Origin of the sequence: Mycoplana azooxidifex (genome assembly GCF_014196765.1) — a bacterium.
Taxonomy (GTDB): domain Bacteria; phylum Pseudomonadota; class Alphaproteobacteria; order Rhizobiales; family Rhizobiaceae; genus Mycoplana; species Mycoplana azooxidifex.
On sequence record NZ_JACIEE010000004.1, the window covers coordinates 543,231 to 560,045 of the forward strand.

Annotated in this window: 18 protein-coding genes; 4 read left to right on the top strand and 14 right to left on the bottom strand. The window is 64.8% G+C overall.

Annotation, left to right across the window (positions count from 1 at the left end; all coding sequences use genetic code 11):
• Window position 1: 1 nt before the first annotated feature.
• The 7 genes from GGQ64_RS11720 to GGQ64_RS11750 form a co-directional block, all read right to left on the bottom strand.
• Entirely contained in the window at window positions 2–2,542 is a 2,541-nt protein-coding gene (locus GGQ64_RS11720; RefSeq protein WP_183804096.1) for a sensor histidine kinase, read from the bottom strand.
• A gap of 285 nt (window positions 2,543–2,827) precedes the next feature.
• Entirely contained in the window at window positions 2,828–4,228 is a 1,401-nt protein-coding gene (ahcY, locus tag GGQ64_RS11725) for an adenosylhomocysteinase (protein ID WP_183804099.1), read from the bottom strand.
• Between the two features lie 185 nt (window positions 4,229–4,413).
• Window positions 4,414–4,701, bottom strand: coding sequence for an HPr family phosphocarrier protein (locus tag GGQ64_RS11730; protein ID WP_183804101.1), 288 nt, complete (start codon window positions 4,699–4,701; stop codon window positions 4,414–4,416).
• Window positions 4,702–4,720: 19 nt separating this feature from the next.
• Window positions 4,721–5,122, bottom strand: a complete 402-nt coding sequence (locus tag GGQ64_RS11735) for a PTS sugar transporter subunit IIA (protein ID WP_183804104.1) — start codon at window positions 5,120–5,122, stop codon at window positions 4,721–4,723.
• Window positions 5,123–5,198: 76 nt separating this feature from the next.
• Window positions 5,199–5,726, bottom strand: a complete 528-nt coding sequence (locus tag GGQ64_RS11740) for an HPr kinase/phosphorylase (RefSeq protein WP_183804107.1) — start codon at window positions 5,724–5,726, stop codon at window positions 5,199–5,201.
• Window positions 5,723–7,495 carry a stimulus-sensing domain-containing protein gene (locus GGQ64_RS11745; RefSeq protein ID WP_281380518.1) on the bottom strand — a complete coding sequence of 591 codons (1,773 nt, stop codon included), beginning with the start codon at window positions 7,493–7,495 and terminating at the stop codon, window positions 5,723–5,725. The genes GGQ64_RS11740 and GGQ64_RS11745 overlap by 4 nt, the downstream gene beginning before the upstream one ends.
• Before the next feature lie 158 nt (window positions 7,496–7,653).
• Window positions 7,654–8,379, bottom strand: a complete 726-nt coding sequence (locus GGQ64_RS11750; RefSeq protein ID WP_183804311.1) for a response regulator transcription factor — start codon at window positions 8,377–8,379, stop codon at window positions 7,654–7,656.
• Window positions 8,380–8,708: 329 nt separating this feature from the next.
• On the opposite strand from GGQ64_RS11750, the gene GGQ64_RS11755 reads away from it, so the two are divergent.
• The 4 genes from GGQ64_RS11755 (at window position 8,709) to GGQ64_RS11770 (ending at window position 12,168) form a co-directional block, all read left to right on the top strand.
• Window positions 8,709–10,319 (top strand): phosphoenolpyruvate carboxykinase, encoded by a 1,611-nt coding sequence (locus GGQ64_RS11755; RefSeq protein WP_183804110.1) that lies wholly within the window; start codon window positions 8,709–8,711, stop codon window positions 10,317–10,319.
• A 136-nt stretch (window positions 10,320–10,455) separates the two neighbouring features.
• Window positions 10,456–10,890 carry an alternative ribosome rescue aminoacyl-tRNA hydrolase ArfB gene (gene arfB, locus GGQ64_RS11760; protein ID WP_183804113.1) on the top strand — a complete coding sequence of 145 codons (435 nt, stop codon included), beginning with the start codon at window positions 10,456–10,458 and terminating at the stop codon, window positions 10,888–10,890.
• A gap of 109 nt (window positions 10,891–10,999) precedes the next feature.
• Window positions 11,000–11,512 carry a peptidoglycan-binding protein LysM gene (gene lysM, locus GGQ64_RS11765; RefSeq protein ID WP_183804116.1) on the top strand — a complete coding sequence of 171 codons (513 nt, stop codon included), beginning with the start codon at window positions 11,000–11,002 and terminating at the stop codon, window positions 11,510–11,512.
• A gap of 38 nt (window positions 11,513–11,550) precedes the next feature.
• On the top strand, window positions 11,551–12,168 hold the full coding sequence (locus tag GGQ64_RS11770; RefSeq protein ID WP_183804119.1) for an alpha-ketoglutarate-dependent dioxygenase AlkB family protein: 618 nt from the start codon (window positions 11,551–11,553) through the stop codon (window positions 12,166–12,168).
• Window positions 12,169–12,183: 15 nt separating this feature from the next.
• Here GGQ64_RS11770 and coaA read toward each other — a convergent pair whose 3' ends face one another.
• The 7 genes from coaA to hisB are packed head-to-tail and all read right to left on the bottom strand — an operon-like array spanning window position 12,184 to window position 16,806.
• Window positions 12,184–13,182, bottom strand: a complete 999-nt coding sequence (coaA, locus tag GGQ64_RS11775) for a type I pantothenate kinase (RefSeq protein ID WP_183804122.1) — start codon at window positions 13,180–13,182, stop codon at window positions 12,184–12,186.
• Window positions 13,179–13,499, bottom strand: coding sequence for a phosphoribosyl-ATP diphosphatase (locus GGQ64_RS11780; protein ID WP_183804125.1), 321 nt, complete (start codon window positions 13,497–13,499; stop codon window positions 13,179–13,181). The genes coaA and GGQ64_RS11780 overlap by 4 nt, the downstream gene beginning before the upstream one ends.
• A gap of 14 nt (window positions 13,500–13,513) precedes the next feature.
• Window positions 13,514–14,290, bottom strand: a complete 777-nt coding sequence (hisF, locus tag GGQ64_RS11785; RefSeq protein ID WP_183804128.1) for an imidazole glycerol phosphate synthase subunit HisF — start codon at window positions 14,288–14,290, stop codon at window positions 13,514–13,516.
• Complete coding sequence (gene hisA, locus GGQ64_RS11790; RefSeq protein ID WP_183804130.1) at window positions 14,287–15,030, bottom strand: 1-(5-phosphoribosyl)-5-[(5-phosphoribosylamino)methylideneamino]imidazole-4-carboxamide isomerase; 744 nt, start codon at window positions 15,028–15,030, stop codon at window positions 14,287–14,289. The genes hisF and hisA overlap by 4 nt, the downstream gene beginning before the upstream one ends.
• A 33-nt stretch (window positions 15,031–15,063) precedes the next feature.
• Window positions 15,064–15,714, bottom strand: coding sequence for an imidazole glycerol phosphate synthase subunit HisH (gene hisH / locus GGQ64_RS11795; protein ID WP_183804132.1), 651 nt, complete (start codon window positions 15,712–15,714; stop codon window positions 15,064–15,066).
• Window positions 15,715–15,716: 2 nt separating this feature from the next.
• Complete coding sequence (locus GGQ64_RS11800) at window positions 15,717–16,187, bottom strand: DUF2628 domain-containing protein (protein WP_183804134.1); 471 nt, start codon at window positions 16,185–16,187, stop codon at window positions 15,717–15,719.
• Between the two features lie 25 nt (window positions 16,188–16,212).
• Window positions 16,213–16,806: an imidazoleglycerol-phosphate dehydratase HisB gene (gene hisB / locus GGQ64_RS11805; RefSeq protein WP_183804136.1), complete on the bottom strand. Its 594-nt coding sequence runs from the start codon at window positions 16,804–16,806 to the stop codon at window positions 16,213–16,215.
• Window positions 16,807–16,815 lie beyond the last annotated feature (9 nt).

The following is a 16,815-nucleotide window of genomic DNA, read 5'->3' on the forward strand; positions in this document are numbered from 1 at the left end:
CCTATTCCGCCGCCACGACCGACGGCAGTGATCCGGGCGGGATCCGGCAGGTGACGCAGGTGCCCTCGCCCTCGCGGCTGTCGATGGTGACGGTGCCGTGATGCAGGCTGACGAAACTCTCGACGATGGAAAGCCCGAGGCCCGCGCCGCCGCGGCGGCCGTGGCTCTCGAAGCGGTTGAACACCGTGCGCAGCACGTCCTGCGGGATGCCGGGTCCGTTGTCGGAGACGCTGAAGACGAAATCCTCGCCGTCACGCCAGCATTTCAATTCGATGGCCGTGCCCTCGGCCGCAAAATTCGCGGCGTTGGCGAGCAGCTTGATCAGGATCTGCTTCAGGCGCTGGTGGTCGGCGACGATGCCGCCCAGCTTTTCCGAGGCGACGATGTCGAGCGACACATGGTTCTCCTGCAGCCTGTCAGAGAACTCCATCGCCACGTCCTCGAGCAGGTCGGACAGCTCGATATCGGAGAGCTCGAGCTCCATGATGCCGGCATCGACGGTCGCAAGGTCCAGGATGTCGTTGACGATCGTCAGCAGGATGGCGGACGAAGTGGCGATGTGGTCGACATATTCGGCCTGTCGTTCGTTCAACGCCCCCATGGACGGCGTCTTCAGGAGGTCGGCAAATCCGATGATGTTCGTCAGCGGTGAGCGCAGTTCGTAGGAAACGTGCTGGACGAAATCGTTCTTCAGCGCGTCCGCCTTGCGCAGCGCATCGTTCTTCTCCGTCAGCGCCCGCTCGACCCGTACGCTGTCGGTGATGTTGACGAAGGTCAGCATGGTCTGCGCGTTGGAAAGCGGGATGACCGCGAAATCGAGCACCAGGCCGGTATGCAGCTCCAGCAGGCCCCGATAGGACGGGCGCTCGTCGTCGAAACTCGTGATGATGCGGCCGAAGCGCTTCCACCCGTCGGCGCCGTCATAGGAGGGCGCGCAAGCCTGTTCGATGGCGCGGATGTGCGTTCCCGGCTGCGCCTGCGCCTCGGTGACGCCCCAGAGCGCGCGAAAGGCGGGATTCGAAAGGCGAATACGGCCATCGGGCCCGAACACGGCCACGCCCTCGGACAAATGGTCGATCGTGTCGTCCTGGACCTGCACCAGGGTATTGTAGCGCGTTTCCAGATCGACCTTCTCGGTCAGGTTTTCGAAAACCCAGGTTGCGCCGCCTTGCGGCCGGGCGGTGGCGAAGACGCGCAGCGTCTGACCGTTGGGCAGGTGCCAGAGTTCCGTCTGCGTATCGATCGCCCGGTAGACGGAGAGCACCTTGTCCTTCCACTGCCGCCAGTTGAGCTGCTCGGGCAGCTTCGAGGCCGCCCGCAGGCGGTCCAGCATCTCGCCATGGTCGGGCCGCCGCTCGAGGAACGCGGTATCGAGATTCCAGAGGCTCTGGAAAGCCTGGTTGTAGAACTGCAGGCGCTGGCTGCCGTCGAAGATGGCGACGGGCGTGGCCAGATGGTCGAGCGTCTCTGCGTGGCTCTTCAGTGTGCGCTGGAGCTCTTCCCGGATCGCTTCCGCCTCGGAAATGTCGAGCCCGATTCCCGCGGAGCCCGCGGCACAGCGGGCATCGACGACCTCGAAGAAGCTTCGTTTGCCCTGGACCACGGTGGAGACCCTGTCGCGGAACGGCGTATTGGTGGCCTTGATCTTTTCGCGGGCAACGGCAGACAGGAGCTCGCGGCCCTCGCGCACGGCTTCCTGCGCGTCGCGGGCCTCGACCGCCTCGCCGTAGGCGGCATTCGCCCAGACCAGCGTTCCTTCCCTCGATCGCTGCCAGACCGGTAGGTCGAGCGAATCGAGCAGGTGCTGGAACACTGTCAGAGACTGCTCGAGGCGGTCGCGTTCGAGCTGCAGTTCCGCCGCCTCGCGACGGAGATTGTTCAGCGCGACGAAACGCACGAACGCCTGCCCGCCGGAAACGCGTCCCTGCACCTCGATAATCTCGTTGCGGGTCGTCTCCACGATGAGGTCGAAGCTCTGGGCCTGCGAGCGCAGCGTCTCGATCGCCCGCTCGGCTTCGGCCGCCGAAGCCGGCTTCAGCCATCGCCCCAGCGCCAGGAAATCGGCGTCGGCCGCGGGCGCCCCGGTCTCCGGCGGCAATTGCCCCAGGATCTCGGGACGCTGCGAAAGGCCGTCCCAGACGATGATGCGCCGGTTCTTGTCGCTGATCAGCGCCTGGAGCCGGGCATTGCGGTGCTTGGCGTCCGAGACGGTGGCGCGCAGCGCGCCGATCTCGTCTTCCAGCCGCCCGCGCTGCCGGATCATCCAGACGGCGGAGAACAGTGCGGCCGAGACCACGCCGAGAAGAACGGAAAAGGTGATGACTTCGGACGAACCGAGAAGTCGCGTGGCGCCGACGGCTTCCTGCGCCAGCGCCGGCGTCGCGAACACGGACAGTGCCGAGCCGGCCGCCAGAAACCGCAGCCACCCTTTGTGATATTTCAATGCCTTCAGGCTGGTTTCGCAGATCGTCCTGATCCGCGTGGCGATCGTCATGGGCGCGCCAGCACCCGGGCCCGAGAGGCCCTTTTTCAATTCCGACATCATCCCCGGTATGTCTCCGTCTGTTTGCCGCCTGATCGACAAGACATCCCAGATCCGACGCCCCAGCGGCCCGCCCGAAACGGCGAAGGCCGGCAGCCGATGGGGATACAGAACCGCTCCATGTCGCAAGCGACAAGCAGCATCCGAGGTCCCATCATGGCGTCGAATCAACGACATTAACCATACTTCCATCCCGAATCGTCGGGAAGGCGCGCGGGCAAAAAAGAAGCCGCAGCCCTGTCAAGGCTGCGGCTAACCACATATTGTGGATAAGTCGGGTAAGGATCAGTACCGGTAGTGTTCGGCCTTGAACGGACCCGCAGTCGTGACGCCGATATAGGACGCCTGATCCTGGGAAAGCTCGGTCAGCTTCGCACCCAGCTTGGAAAGATGCAGGCGAGCCACCTTCTCGTCGAGGTGCTTCGGCAGGACATAGACCTCGTTCTGGTACTTGCCGTCGTTCTTGTAGAGCTCGATTTGCGCGAGCACTTGGTTGGCGAACGAGGCGGACATGACGAAGGACGGGTGGCCGGTGGCGTTGCCGAGGTTCAGCAGGCGCCCTTCCGACAGAAGGATCATCCGGTTGCCCTTGGGGAACTCGATCATGTCGACCTGCGGCTTGATATTCGTCCACTTGAGATTGCGCAGGCTGGCGACCTGGATCTCGTTGTCGAAGTGGCCGATGTTGCCGACGATCGCCATGTCCTTCATCTCGCGCATGTGCTCGATGCGGATGACGTCCTTGTTACCGGTGGTCGTGATGAAGATATCGGCCGAACCGACGACGTCCTCGAGCTGGACGACCTCGAAGCCGTCCATGGCGGCCTGTAGCGCGCAGATCGGGTCGATTTCCGTGACCTTCACACGAGCGCCGGCGCCGCTCAGCGAGGCAGCCGAACCCTTGCCGACGTCGCCATAACCGCAGACGACGGCGACCTTGCCGGCCATCATCACGTCGGTGCCGCGGCGGATACCGTCGACGAGCGATTCCTTGCAGCCGTACTTGTTGTCGAATTTCGACTTGGTCACGCTGTCGTTGACGTTGATCGCGGGGAAGGGCAGCAGGCCCTTCTGCTGAAGCTGGTAGAGACGGTTGACGCCGGTGGTCGTCTCCTCGGACACGCCCTTGATGGCGTCGCGCTGCTTGGTGAACCAGCCGGGCGAGGCCTTCAGGCGCTTCTTGATCTGGGCGAACAGGATCTCTTCTTCTTCCGAACCCGGATTGGAGAGCACGTCTTCGCCGGCTTCGGCGCGTGCGCCGAGCAGGATGTACATGGTCGCATCGCCGCCGTCGTCGAGGATCATGTTGGAGAGCCCGCCATCGGCCCACTGGAAGATCTGGTCGGTATAGGTCCAGTATTCCTCGAGCGTCTCGCCCTTCACCGCGAAGACCGGGATGCCGGCGGCTGCAATGGCGGCGGCGGCATGGTCCTGGGTGGAGAAGATGTTGCAGGAGGCCCAGCGAACCTCGGCGCCGAGAGCGACGAGGGTTTCGATGAGAACGGCGGTCTGGATGGTCATGTGCAGGGATCCGGTGATCCGCGCGCCCTTCAGCGGCTTGGCGGCCCCGAACTCTTCGCGGCAGGCCATCAGCCCCGGCATTTCCGTTTCCGCGATCGCAATTTCCTTGCGGCCGAAGTCGGCAAGGCCGATGTCCGCGACGTGATAGTCCTTGGTGTTGCTCATGCGTGTCTCCAGACTGAATTGAAGCGTGTCCCGGCGCGGCGCGAGGCGCCAGCCGGACTGAACGGCGCGAACGCCAGCGCAGGCGGCTCCGCCCGTCCGCGGTCTGGCGCACGCTTAGCAGGAAACATCGGGGGTGGCAACAATGATATAAAGAAGTCTTTATATCTTTATATTGACGTTGGGCGTTACATTTCCTCGCCGAAGCGATTGGCGACAAGGGCCTCGAGCGCGGCCAGCACCTCATGGGCCTGCGCCCCGGCGGCGGTGACGTGCACCGAACAGCCCGGGCTCGCCGCCAGCATCATCAGGCCCATGATCGAGGTGCCCCCCACCGTCATGCCGTCCTTGGATACCGTCACCTCGGCGTCGAAGCGATCCACCGTCTGCACGAACTTGGCCGATGCGCGGGCATGCAGGCCGCGCTTGTTGACGATCAGGAGATCCTTGGAGAGAGGCGGGGTGGAACCGTGCATGGGTTGGGGCGCATCCATTTCATTTGCCGCTGAGGACGCGGCTGGCGACATTGATGTACTTGCGCCCCGCTTCCGAGGCCTCGACGAGCGAACGCTCCATGTCGCCGTCGTTGCGAACGCCCGCGAGCTTGATCAGCATCGGCAGGTTCACGCCGGCGATGACCTCGACCGAGCCGCTGTTCATGACGGAAATCGCGAGATTGGAGGGCGTGCCCCCGAACATGTCGGTCAGGATGATGACGCCCTGGCCACGGTCGGCACGCTGCACGGCCTCCAGCACGTCCTGCCGGCGTTGGTCCATGTCGTCGTCCGGGCCGATGCAGACGGTTTCGATCGCCTCTTGCGGCCCCACGACGTGCTCCAGTGCGAGACGGAACTCCTCCGCCAGCTTGCCGTGGGTGACAAGCACCAGTCCGATCATAAGCACCGCTCCAATTGCCCAACATTTAGGCGACGCCAATACCGCACTGCGAAAAAGACGTCCACCGTTGGGGAGGTCATCTTGTCGATGAAAAGGCCGAGTGCAAGTTAAAAATGCCTGATAGCGGGCATTTCACAGCGCTTGCGTCTCGATTTCGGACCAGAAAAGGCAGCAGCTGAACCAGCCTCTCGAAGCAGTCGAAGCCGTCTGCAACGGGCAGGCGGGTCAACGGCAGGCGATGGCCGGGAAGAACTTCGTGTTCCTCTCCTTCGGGCGCGATGCGTTCATCGGACGGCATCCGGATAGGTTGGATGATCTGCCCAAGGATTGCGCAGTCGATGGTCTCCACGGTGACGATGCCGGAGCCGCGGATCTCCGCCAGCCCCGCGATCGCCGCCGGCGCGCGCGCGACGATGCGTCCGCCGGCGACGTCGAGCAGCACCTGGTCGTCGGAAACGAGCGCCGAGAACAGGCCACGCTGGCGCGCCCGGCCGATGCAATGAAGGGCTGCCGCGCTCTTGCCCGAGCCGGAAGGGCCGATGAAGAGCAGGCCAGTGGTGGCGACGACGATGGCCGTGCCGTGGACGTTCGTGCCCCGGCTCATTGCCGGCGGCCCGCCGCCGGAAGGGACAGGAGGAAGCGCGCGCCCTTGATCTCGCCGGTGCTGCGGTCGATGATGTTCTCGGCCTTCAGCGTGCCGCCATGGGCCTCGGCGATCTGCCGCGAGATCGAGAGTCCGAGCCCGGAATTCTGCCCGAAGTCCTCGCTGTCGGGCCGATCCGTATAGAAGCGCTCGAAGATGCGGTCGGTGTCTTCCGCCTGGATTCCGGGTCCGTTGTCCTCGATCTTGACGATCCGCCGGCCGTTTCGCCCGTTCGACAGCCGCACGACGATACGCCCGCCGTGTTCGGGCACGAAGGAGCGGGCGTTCTCGATCAGGTTGGTGATGATCTGGCCGATGCGCAGTTCGTGGCCGCTGATGTCGAAGCGCGCCTTCGGATTGTCGTTGCGGTCGACGACGAAGTCCAGGATCACCGGCTTCTTGTTGCTGCGGATCTGGCGCGAGATGTCGACGAGGTCGCCGAGGACCTTCTCGAGGTCCACGGTCCGTGCGTCGCTGCGGGCGAGTTCGGCATCGAGCCGCGAGGCATCGGAAATGTCGCTGATCAGGCGGTCGAGCCGGCGGACGTCGTGCTGGATGACGTCCATCAGCCGCTTCTTCGATTCATCGGTGCGCGCGAGCGGCAAGGTCTCGACGGCGCTTCGCAGCGACGTCAGCGGGTTCTTGAGTTCGTGGCTGACGTCGGCGGCGAAGCTTTCGATCGCGTCGATGCGGTCATAGAGCGCCGTCGTCATCTCGCGGATCGCCACCGACAGGTTGCCGATCTCGTCCTGGCGCGAGGAGAAATCGGGAATTTCCTCGCGCTCCTTCGCGCCGCCGCGGCGAACCCGGATGGCGGCCGCCGAGAGGCGGCGGAGCGGATTGGCGATCGTGCTGGACAGGAGCAGCGACAGGAACACGTTGCCCAGGGCAGCAACACCGAAGACGCGCATGATCGCGAGCCGCTCCGCATGCACGATCTTGTCGATGTCGCCCGCCTGCGTCGAAAGCAGCAGCACCCCGAGGACAGCGCGGAAGCGCTGGACCGGAACCGCGACCGAAACGATCAGTTCGCCCTTGTCGGTGACGCGCACGACCGCGCCGCGGACGCCGGTGAGCGCATTCATGACCTCCGGATAGATGGAGCCGTCGCCGCCGGGGGCTTCCTTGTACTCAGGCAGGTTGCCCGGCTGCAGGATGCGGTTGAACCACGCGTTGAACCCGTCGAGGAACGAGGTTTCCTCCGGCTCCACCGGCGGCAGGTCGAAACGCAGAACCTGGCCCTGGGTATAGAGGTGCCGGGAATCGAGCAGGAGGTTCGCATCCGTGTCATAGATGCGCGCACGCGTCCTGGTCGGCGAGATGAGGCGCCTGAGGACGGGCGCCACCCGCTCCGGATTGATCGGAAAATCGAGGTCTTCGTCGTTCGGAAGCGGGGTGATGCTCTGGCCGGCCTGCAGTTCGAGCAGTTTCTCGGGATCGATGGTGATCGAGTTCGTGTCGACGGAGGCCGACGCCGAGATCGCGCCGGCGATGATTTCGCCCTGGGTGAGCAGGCTCTCCACGCGCGCGTCGATCAGGCCCTCGCGGAACTGGTTCAGGTAGAGGATGCCCGCGACGAGAACGACGAGCGCGACGAGATTGAAGAACAGGATCCGGCGCGTCAGGCTGGAAAAGACGGCGTTGCCGAAGATCCGGCGGATCAGCTTGAAGGGATAGGTCCAGTACGAGCGCCCATGCCGGGGGGCGGGGCGACCCTCGAGGTCGTCCAACTCCTTGTCCAGCGTGTTTTGCGGTACAGCAGTCAATGGTCCTGAACGGCTTCTGGCCGCCTCCGTCCCGGCTGGGATGCCACCGCCGCCTAGCGATATGCAAGCAAAATCGCATCCGGGCGGCGGCTTTCAGCCGCTTCGGTCCAACCGGCCGGCGTTCAGCCGCTCTCGCGGAACCGGTAGCCGACGCCGTAGAGCGTCTCGATCATGTCGAAGTCGGTATCGACCATCTTGAACTTCTTGCGCAGCCGCTTGATGTGGCTGTCGATGGTGCGGTCGTCGACATAGACCTGCTCGTCATAGGCCGCGTCCATCAGTGAATCGCGGCTCTTGACGACACCCGGGCGCTGCGCGAGCGCGTGCAGGATCAGGAACTCGGTGACCGTCAGCGTGACCGGCTCGTTCCTCCAGGTGCAGGTGTGGCGCTCCTGGTCCATCGCCAGTTGCCCGCGCTCGAGCGAGCGGGCCTGCGCCTCGCCCGGCTTCGCCGGCACGACGATACCAGCGGCGGCGGCTTCGCGGTTCGAGGCGCGGCGCAGCACCGCCTTGACGCGCTCGACCAGCAGGCGCTGCGAGAACGGCTTGGTGATGAAATCGTCCGCGCCCATCTTCAGGCCGAACAACTCGTCGATCTCCTCGTCCTTCGAGGTCAGGAAGATCACCGGAATGTCCGACTTCTGCCGCAGGCGGCGCAGAAGCTCCATGCCGTCCATGCGCGGCATCTTGATGTCGAAGATCGCCAGCTGCGGCGGGCGGGCGAGAAGGCCGTCGAGGGCGGATGCGCCGTCCGTGTAGGTCTCCACACGGTATCCTTCGGCTTCCAGCGCGATCGAAACGGACGTCAGGATATTCCTGTCGTCGTCCACCAGCGCGATTGTCTGCATCCTGCTCGTCTCCATGGTCATGTGCGCCTCACTGATTTGCCTGGGCACTTCTTCCCGGCCATCGATATGGTGCGCTTCCTTTGGGGGTAAAGGTGGAACAAATTGTGGCAAGCGTCTAGGCGGGGCGATCGACAGCGTGCAGGGCCGCTCGCCGAACCGGCATTTAAATCGATTTTCTAAACGATTTAAAAAGTCAGACTATTTATTAAATCGATTAATATACTGATATTGTTGGCCTTTTTTGAAAGTGCGCTTGTCATGCGCAGCGACAGAAGCTAGTTTCCCAGAAAATCCACCCTCTCCCCTTAAACGCGAAGGAAAACTGGGCCATGACGGAACTGGGCATTCGCAACCCCGCTTGCAGTCTCGAATCGATCGGCTTCAAGGACACGGGAACGGTCCGCTACAACTTCACGGAAGCAGATCTCTATGAAGAGGCGCTGGGGCGTGGCGAAGCGGTCAAGACGGCCCACGGCGCGTTGCGTGCCCTGACCGGCCAGCACACCGGCCGCTCGCCGAAGGACAAGTTCGTCGTCCGTGACGACAACACCACGGACCAGATCTGGTGGGACAACAACAAGGAACTGTCGCCCGCGCATTTCGAGGCGCTGAAGCAGGACATGCTGGCGCATGCGACCGGCAAGGACCTGTTCGTCCAGGACCTGATCGGCGGCGCCGACAGCGAGTACGCCCTGCCGACGCGCGTCGTGACCGAGCTCGCCTGGCATTCGCTGTTCATCCGTAACCTCCTGATCCGCCCGGAGCAGGAGACCCTGGAAGGCTTCGTGCCGAAGCTGACGATCATCGACCTGCCGACCTTCAGGGCCGATCCCGAGCGCCACGGCGCCCGCAGCGAGACGATGATCGCCTGCGACCTCACCAACGGCGTCATCCTGATCGCCGGCACCTATTATGCGGGCGAGATGAAGAAGTCGGTCTTCACCGCACTGAACTACATCCTGCCGGCGAAGAACGTCATGCCGATGCACTGCTCGGCCAATGTCGGCCCGGCCGGCGACGCCGCGGTCTTCTTCGGCCTGTCGGGCACCGGCAAGACTACGCTGTCGGCCGACCCGAACCGCACGCTGATCGGCGACGACGAGCATGGCTGGGGCGAGAACGGCATCTTCAACTTCGAGGGCGGCTGCTACGCCAAGACCATCCGTCTCTCCGCCGAGGCGGAACCGGAGATCTACGCCACGACGCAGCGCTTCGGCACGGTTCTGGAAAACGTCGTCCTCGACGCCAACGGCGTGCCGGACTTCAACGACGGTTCGCTGACGGAGAACACGCGCTGCGCCTATCCGCTGCACTTCATCCCGAATGCCAGCGAGACCGGCAGGGCCGGGCACCCCAAGACCATCATCATGCTGACGGCCGATGCCTTCGGCGTCATGCCGCCGATTGCACGGCTGACGCCGGACCAGGCGATGTACCACTTCCTGTCCGGCTATACGGCAAAGGTCGCCGGCACCGAGCGCGGCGTCACCGAGCCGGAAGCGACCTTCTCCACCTGCTTCGGTGCCCCCTTCATGCCGCGTCATCCGACCGAGTACGGCAACCTTCTGAAGACCCTGATCGCCGAGCACGGCGTCACCTGCTGGCTGGTCAATACCGGCTGGACCGGCGGCGCCTACGGTGAAGGCCGCCGCATGCCGATCAAGGCCACCCGCGCGCTCCTGTCGGCAGCCCTCGACGGCACGCTGAACAGCGCGCTGTTCCGCCGCGACGACAATTTCGGCTTCGAGGTTCCGATTTGCGTGCCGGGTGTCGACACCAAGATCCTCGACCCGCGCTCGACCTGGGCGGACGGGCTGGCCTATGACGGCCAGGCCCGCAAGCTGGTGGACATGTTCGTCACCAACTTCTCAAAATTCGAGGAGCACGTGGACGGCAGCGTCCGCGATGCGGCACCGGGCCTGCGGATCGCAGCCGAGTAGCATCGTCGCGAGCGGTGATTCACGTGAAACCCGGCTCCGGCCGGGTTTTTCGCGTCATGGTCCCCGCGGCCTGAAGGACGGCATTCGCTTTTTGCAGTGCATGCGTTATGCAGGGCCATCCACTTAAGGAAGGTCCATGGCCAGCGATCCGCTCCCCATAAAAGGTTCCATCGTCATTGCCGGCTGGGAGCTGGTCGAGCAGTTCGTGCTGGCCGGCGGCCCCGGCGGCCAGAACGTCAACAAGGTCTCAACCGCCGTCCAGCTTTTCTTCGACCTCAGGAACTCGCCTGCGCTAAACGAGCGGGTCAAGGCCAATGCGGCCCGGCTGGCGGGACGGCGGCTGTCAAAGGATGGCGTGCTGATGATCGAGGCGAACCGGTTCCGCAGCCAGGAGCGCAACCGCGAGGATGCCCGCGAGCGCCTGAAGGCCCTGATCCTGGAGGCAGCCGAGCCACCACCACCGCCGCGCAAGAAGACTCGTCCCTCCAGGGGCGCGGTGGAGCGGAGACTGAAGGAAAAGTCCGGCCGCTCCGACGTCAAGCGCATGCGCGCCAAGCCTGACAAGGATTGAGCGCCTTGCTGCCGGTTTCGGGTTGACGATGCCGGCACCTGACCTAGTTTCCTCTTGCAGGACAAAGGGTTCGGCTGACCTCGAGCAGGTCCGGGATTGGGAGAAAACGATGGGTCTCTTCAGCTTTATCAAGAATGCGGGAAAGAAGCTCGGTATCGGCGACGACGAGCCGCCGGAAGCCGAGGCCGTGAAGAAGGAATTGGACTCCTTCGGGCTCGGCACGGACAAGGTCGAGATTTCGATGGATGGCGACAAATGCGTCCTGAAGGGCGTGGTGGCCGACCAGAGCATCTTCGAGAAGGCCGTCGTTGCCGTCGGCAACACCCTCGGCATCTCCAAGGTCGAGGCCGCCGACCTCAAGATCGTTGCCCCCGAGTCCGGACTGAAGCTCGCCGAGGCCGACATGACGGCGCTGGTGAACGCGGCGACTCCGGCTAAGGAGCCCGTCTTCCATACGGTCAAGAAGGGCGACAATCTCTGGAAGATCGCCGAGGCCGCCTACGGCAAGGGCAAGGGCGCCAAGCACAAGGTGATCTTCGAGGCCAACCGGCCGATGCTGAGCGATCCGGACAAGATCTACTCCGGGCAGGTGCTCCGGATCCCGGACCTCAACGAGGCCTGATTGCGGGCAAAGCAGATGGCGGCAGGCGGTGCGGGCGAATGACAGGGCATGAGTTCCTCCCGGGCTTTCGCTATCTCCCCGGTCATTTCTCTCGCTCGGAGCAGGAGACGCTGGTCGCCGAGATCAGGGCGGTCGCGGCCGCCGCACCGCTCTACGTTCCCGCGATGCCGAAGACCGGCCAGCCCATGTCCGTCCGCATGACCAATTGCGGCTCGCTCGGCTGGGTGACGGACCGGGACGGCGGATATCGCTATCAGGAGCGTCACCCCGTCAGCGGGGAGCCGTGGCCGCCGATTCCGGCGGCCTTGCTGCGTCTGTGGGAAGAGGTGTCCTTATATCCGACGCCGCCGCAGGCCTGCCTGGTCAATTTCTACAATGGCGCGGCAAGGATGGGCCTGCACCAGGACCGCGACGAGCGGAACCTCGAGGCACCCGTCGTCTCGGTGTCGCTGGGCGACCAGTGCCTGTTTCGCATCGGCGGGACGTCGCGCCGTGATCCGACCCGATCGCTGCGCCTGTCGAGCGGCGACGTGGTGGTGCTCGGGGGCGAAAGCCGGCTCAGCTTCCACGGCGTCGACCGCATCTATCCCGGTACCTCGACACTTCTGAAGGATGGCGGGCGGATCACCCTGACGCTGCGGCGCGTCGATCCCTAAGGTGGCGGTGGACCGTCAGATCTTGCGCAGGCCCACCGTCTCGACCAGGTGGTTCTCGCCCTTCTGCAGGATCAGGTCTGCGCGGGGCCGGGTCGGCAGGATGTTCTGGCGCAGGTTCTTCAGGTTGGTGTTCTGCCACAACCCTTCGGCGATCGACGCGGCCTCCTCATCGCTGACGAGCGAGTAGCGGTTGAAGTAGGAATCCGGGTTCTTGAAGGCGGTCTCGCGCAGCCGCATGAAGCGCTCCACGTACCAGCTGTGGATCAGGGCCTCGTCGGCATCGATGTAGATCGAAAAGTCGAAAAAGTCGGACACCATCGGCACGACCTTGCCGTCCGCCGGCAGGCTGCGCGACTGCAGCACGTTGATGCCCTCGAAGATCAGGATGTCCGGCCGATGGATCACCTGGAACTGGTCCGGCAGCACATCATAGGTCAGGTGCGAGTAGGTCGGCGCCTTGACGTTGGGCTGGCCCGCCTTGATCGCCGACAGGAAGCGCAAGAGCGAGCCCATGTCGTAGCTTTCCGGAAAGCCCTTCCGGTCCATCATGTTTTCGCGCTTCAGGACCGCGTTTGGATGGAGAAAGCCGTCAGTCGTGACGAGATCGACCTTGGGGCTCGACGGCCAGCGAGACAGAAGCTCGGCGAGAATGCGGGCGGTGGTCGACTTGCCGACCGCCACCGAGCCGGCGATGCCGATGACGAAGGGCGTCTTGGACTCGTCCGAGAGGCTCAGGAAGCGCTTGCGCTGCTGGAACAGAAGCTGCGACGATTCCACGTGGGCCGAAAGCAGCCGCGACAGCGACAGGTAGATGCGACGCACTTCGTCCAGGTCGATCGGGTCGTTCAGCGAGCGCAGCCGCTGCACTTCGTCCGCCGCAAGCGTCATCGGTGTGTCGGCGCGGAACTGCGACCATTCCTCGGCGGAGAAGAAGCGATAGGGCGAATAGTGGTGGTTGCCGTAGTCGTCGGGAATGTCGGCCCGGGTCTGGCCGTGCGGGGGCTGCGCTATCATTTCGTCCGGCTCGCCTTCTCGGCGATCCCGGACTGGCCGGTCCGCCGCTCGAGTTCCTCCATCACCTCGGCAACGGTGACCCCGCCGATCTTCAGGACCACGAGGAGGTGATAAAGCAGGTCAGCGCTCTCGCTGACCAGCGCGTTGCGCTCGCCTTCGATCGCCGCGATCACCGTTTCCACCGCCTCCTCGCCCAGCTTCTTGGCCGCCTTCGGTTGGCCGGCGGCGACGAGATTTGCCGTCCAGGATTCCTCTGCGGAAGCCGCCGCCCGTTTCGCGACGATCCGTTCCAGGTCGGCAAAAGTGAAATCGCTCATCGAAGTTCGTCTCCTCAGTCGAGCCGCATGGCGATGCCGTGATCGGCCATGTAGCGCTTGGCCTCGCCGACCGTATAGGTGCCGAAGTGGAAGATGGAGGCGGCAAGCACGGCGGTCGCATGCCCGTCGCGGATGCCCTCCACAAGGTGGTCGAGATTGCCGACGCCGCCCGAGGCGATCACCGGCACGGGCACCCGGTCGGCGATCGTGCGGGTCAGCGCGATGTCGTAACCGCCCTTCTGGCCGTCGCGGTCCATGGAGGTCAGCAGCAGCTCGCCCGCGCCGCGTTCCACCATCTTCTCGGCAAAGGCCACGGCATCGATGCCGGTCGCCTGCCGCCCGCCATGGGTGAAGATCTCCCAGCGGTCCTCCTCGCCCTCCTTCGACACCTTCTTCGAATCGATCGAGACGACGATGCACTGGTTGCCGAACTTGTCGGCTGCCTCGGCGACGAAATCCGGGTCCTTGACCGCCGCCGAGTTGATCGAGACCTTGTCGGCGCCCGCGAGCAGGAGCTTGCGGATATCGGCGATGGCGCGCACGCCGCCGCCGACCGTCAGCGGCATGAAGCAGTGCTCCGCCGTGCGCGCCACGACGTCGAAGATTGTGTCGCGATTGTCGGAGGAGGCAGTGATGTCGAGGAAGCACAACTCGTCGGCGCCGGCGGCGTCATAGGCCTTGGCCGATTCCACCGGATCGCCGGCATCCACCAGGTTGACGAAGCTGACGCCCTTGACCACGCGGCCGTCCTTGACGTCGAGGCAGGGAATGACGCGAGCTTTCAGGGTCATGCCTTCCTTCCTTTCGCCGCGCGGATCAGCGAAAGCGCCTCCTGCGGATCGATCCGCCCATCATAGAGCGCGCGGCCGGAGATCGCACCTTCGAGTTTGGCGGCATCCGGCTCGAGCATCCGGCGGATGTCGTCCATCGAGGCGAGGCCGCCCGAGGCGATCACGGGGATGGAGACGGCTTCGGCCAGCTCGAGCGTGGACGCCCAGTTGATGCCGGCCAGGATGCCGTCGCGGTCGATATCGGTATAGATGATCGCGGCCACCCCCGCGCCCTCGAACTTCTTCGCAAGCTCGACGACGCCGAGCTCGGAGGCCTCCGCCCAGCCTTCGACCGCGACCTTGCCGCCCTTGGCGTCGATCCCGACGGCAACCTTGCCGGGGAAGCGCCTGCACGCCTCGACCACCAGCGCCGGATCGCGCACGGCAACGGTGCCGAGGATCACGCGGGCCAGGCCACGCGATAGCCAGTTCTCGATGTGATCGAGCGTGCGGATCCCGCCGCCGAGCTGCACCGGGTTCTTCGTGGCCTTCAGGATCGCATCGACGGCCGCGCCGTTCACCGTCTCGCCGGCGAAGGCGCCATTGAGGTCGACCACGTGCAGCCACTCGAACCCCTGCTCCTCGAAGGCGCGCGCCTGCGCTCCCGGATCAGGATTGTAGACGGTGGCCTGCTCCATGTCGCCGAGCTTGAGGCGGACGCACTGGCCGTCCTTGAGGTCGATTGCGGGAAAGAGGATCATCGTATCTGTCGTCCGTTCGATCGGCGCGGGCTCTTAAGGCTTCCAGCGCAGGAAATTGGTGATCAGGGCGAGGCCTAGCATCTGGCTCTTCTCCGGATGGAACTGCGCGCCCGCCTTGTTGTCGCGGGCGACGAAGGCGGTCGTCGGTCCGCCGTAGTCGACGGTCGCGACCACGTCGTCCGGGTTCTCCGCCTGCAGGTGGTAAGAATGGACGAAATAGGCGTGCAGGCCGCCGTCGCCGGTGGGGATGCCGGAAAAGAGGGGATGCTCGCGGTGGAGCGTCAGCGTGTTCCAGCCGATCTGCGGGATTTTCAGCGCCGGGTCGCCAGGCTGCATCGGCACGACGTCGCCGGGGATCCAGTCAAGCCCCGCGGTCACTGTCTTTTCCAGCCCGCGCGAGGACATCAGCTGCATGCCGACGCAGATGCCGAGGAAGGGGCGGCCGCCGAGCTCGATGGCTTCGCGCAGCGCTTCGGTCATGCCGCCGGCGGCATCCAGGCCGCGCCGGCAGTCGGCATAGGCCCCGACGCCGGGAAGGACGACGCGATCGGCCGAGGCGACGCGCTCGGGCCGGTCGGTCAGGTCGATCTCTGCTTCGATGCTGGCTTCGCGCGCTGCGCGCTCGAAGGCCTTGGTCGCCGAGCGCAGGTTGCCCGAACCGTAGTCGATGATGGCCACGCGCATCGTCATTCTCCGTCATAGCCGAGGAGGCCGAGCGCGGGCGGGCGGGTGGCCTTGGTCGAGGTGTCGGAAGGGGGCAGGGGCGCCGTTGCCGTGCCGGCCGGCGCCGCGTTCTCGCTGTAGTAGATCAGTTCCGCCGTTTCCAGGTCGGGCGCGGTGACGACCGAGCGCAGCGTCCAGTCGCGGGCCTCGCGGGAGCGGACGAGCGCCTGCGGTCCCTCGAGCGCGACCAACAGCGAGATCGCAGCCGAAAGCACCCAGCCGGTCAGTGAGAGTTCGGACGAGGCGGACAGCGCGGTCGCGGCAAACTGCCCGACAAGCGCAAGCGCGCCCCAGAACCAGAGCCGATGGACCAGCAGCCAGATGGCGGGGAAGAAGAACGCGGTCCAGCGGAAGCCGTCGCGGATGAAGGCCGCCTTCTCGGCCGCGGCCGGTTCGCCGGGCGGTGTCAGGATCAGGTAGCTCGCGGTGGTCAACGGGATTGTCCTGCCGGTCTGCCGGTCAGGCCAGCGAACCCTTCGTCGAAGGGATGCGGCCTTGCTGGCGGGGATCGATTTCGGTTGCCGCGCGCAGCACCCGGGCGACGGATTTGAAGCAGGTCTCGGCGATATGATGGTTGTTGGCGCCGTAGATGTTCTGGATATGCAGGGTGATACCGGCGTTCTGCGCCAGCGCCTGGAAGAACTCCCGCACCAGTTCCGTGTCGAAGGTGCCGATCTTCGGCGCGGAGAAGGCGACGTTCCAGACGAGGAAGGGCCGGCCGGAGACGTCGACCGCAGCCCGCGTCATCGTCTCGTCCATGGCGAGGTCAAGGGAGGCGTAGCGGGTGATGCCGCGTCGGTCGCCGAGCGCCTTCGCGATCGCCTGTCCGATCGCGATCCCCGTGTCCTCGACGGCGTGGTGGTCATCGACGTGCAGGTCGCCACTCGTCTCGATCTCCATGTCGATCAGGGAATGGCGCGACAACTGGTCCAGCATATGGTCGAAGAAGCCGACGCCGGTCGAGATCTTCGACGTGCCTGTACCGTCGATGTCGACCGTCACCGATACGGCCGTCTCGTTGGTCTTGCGGGAGATGCTGGCTTTGCGGCTCATGGATGGACC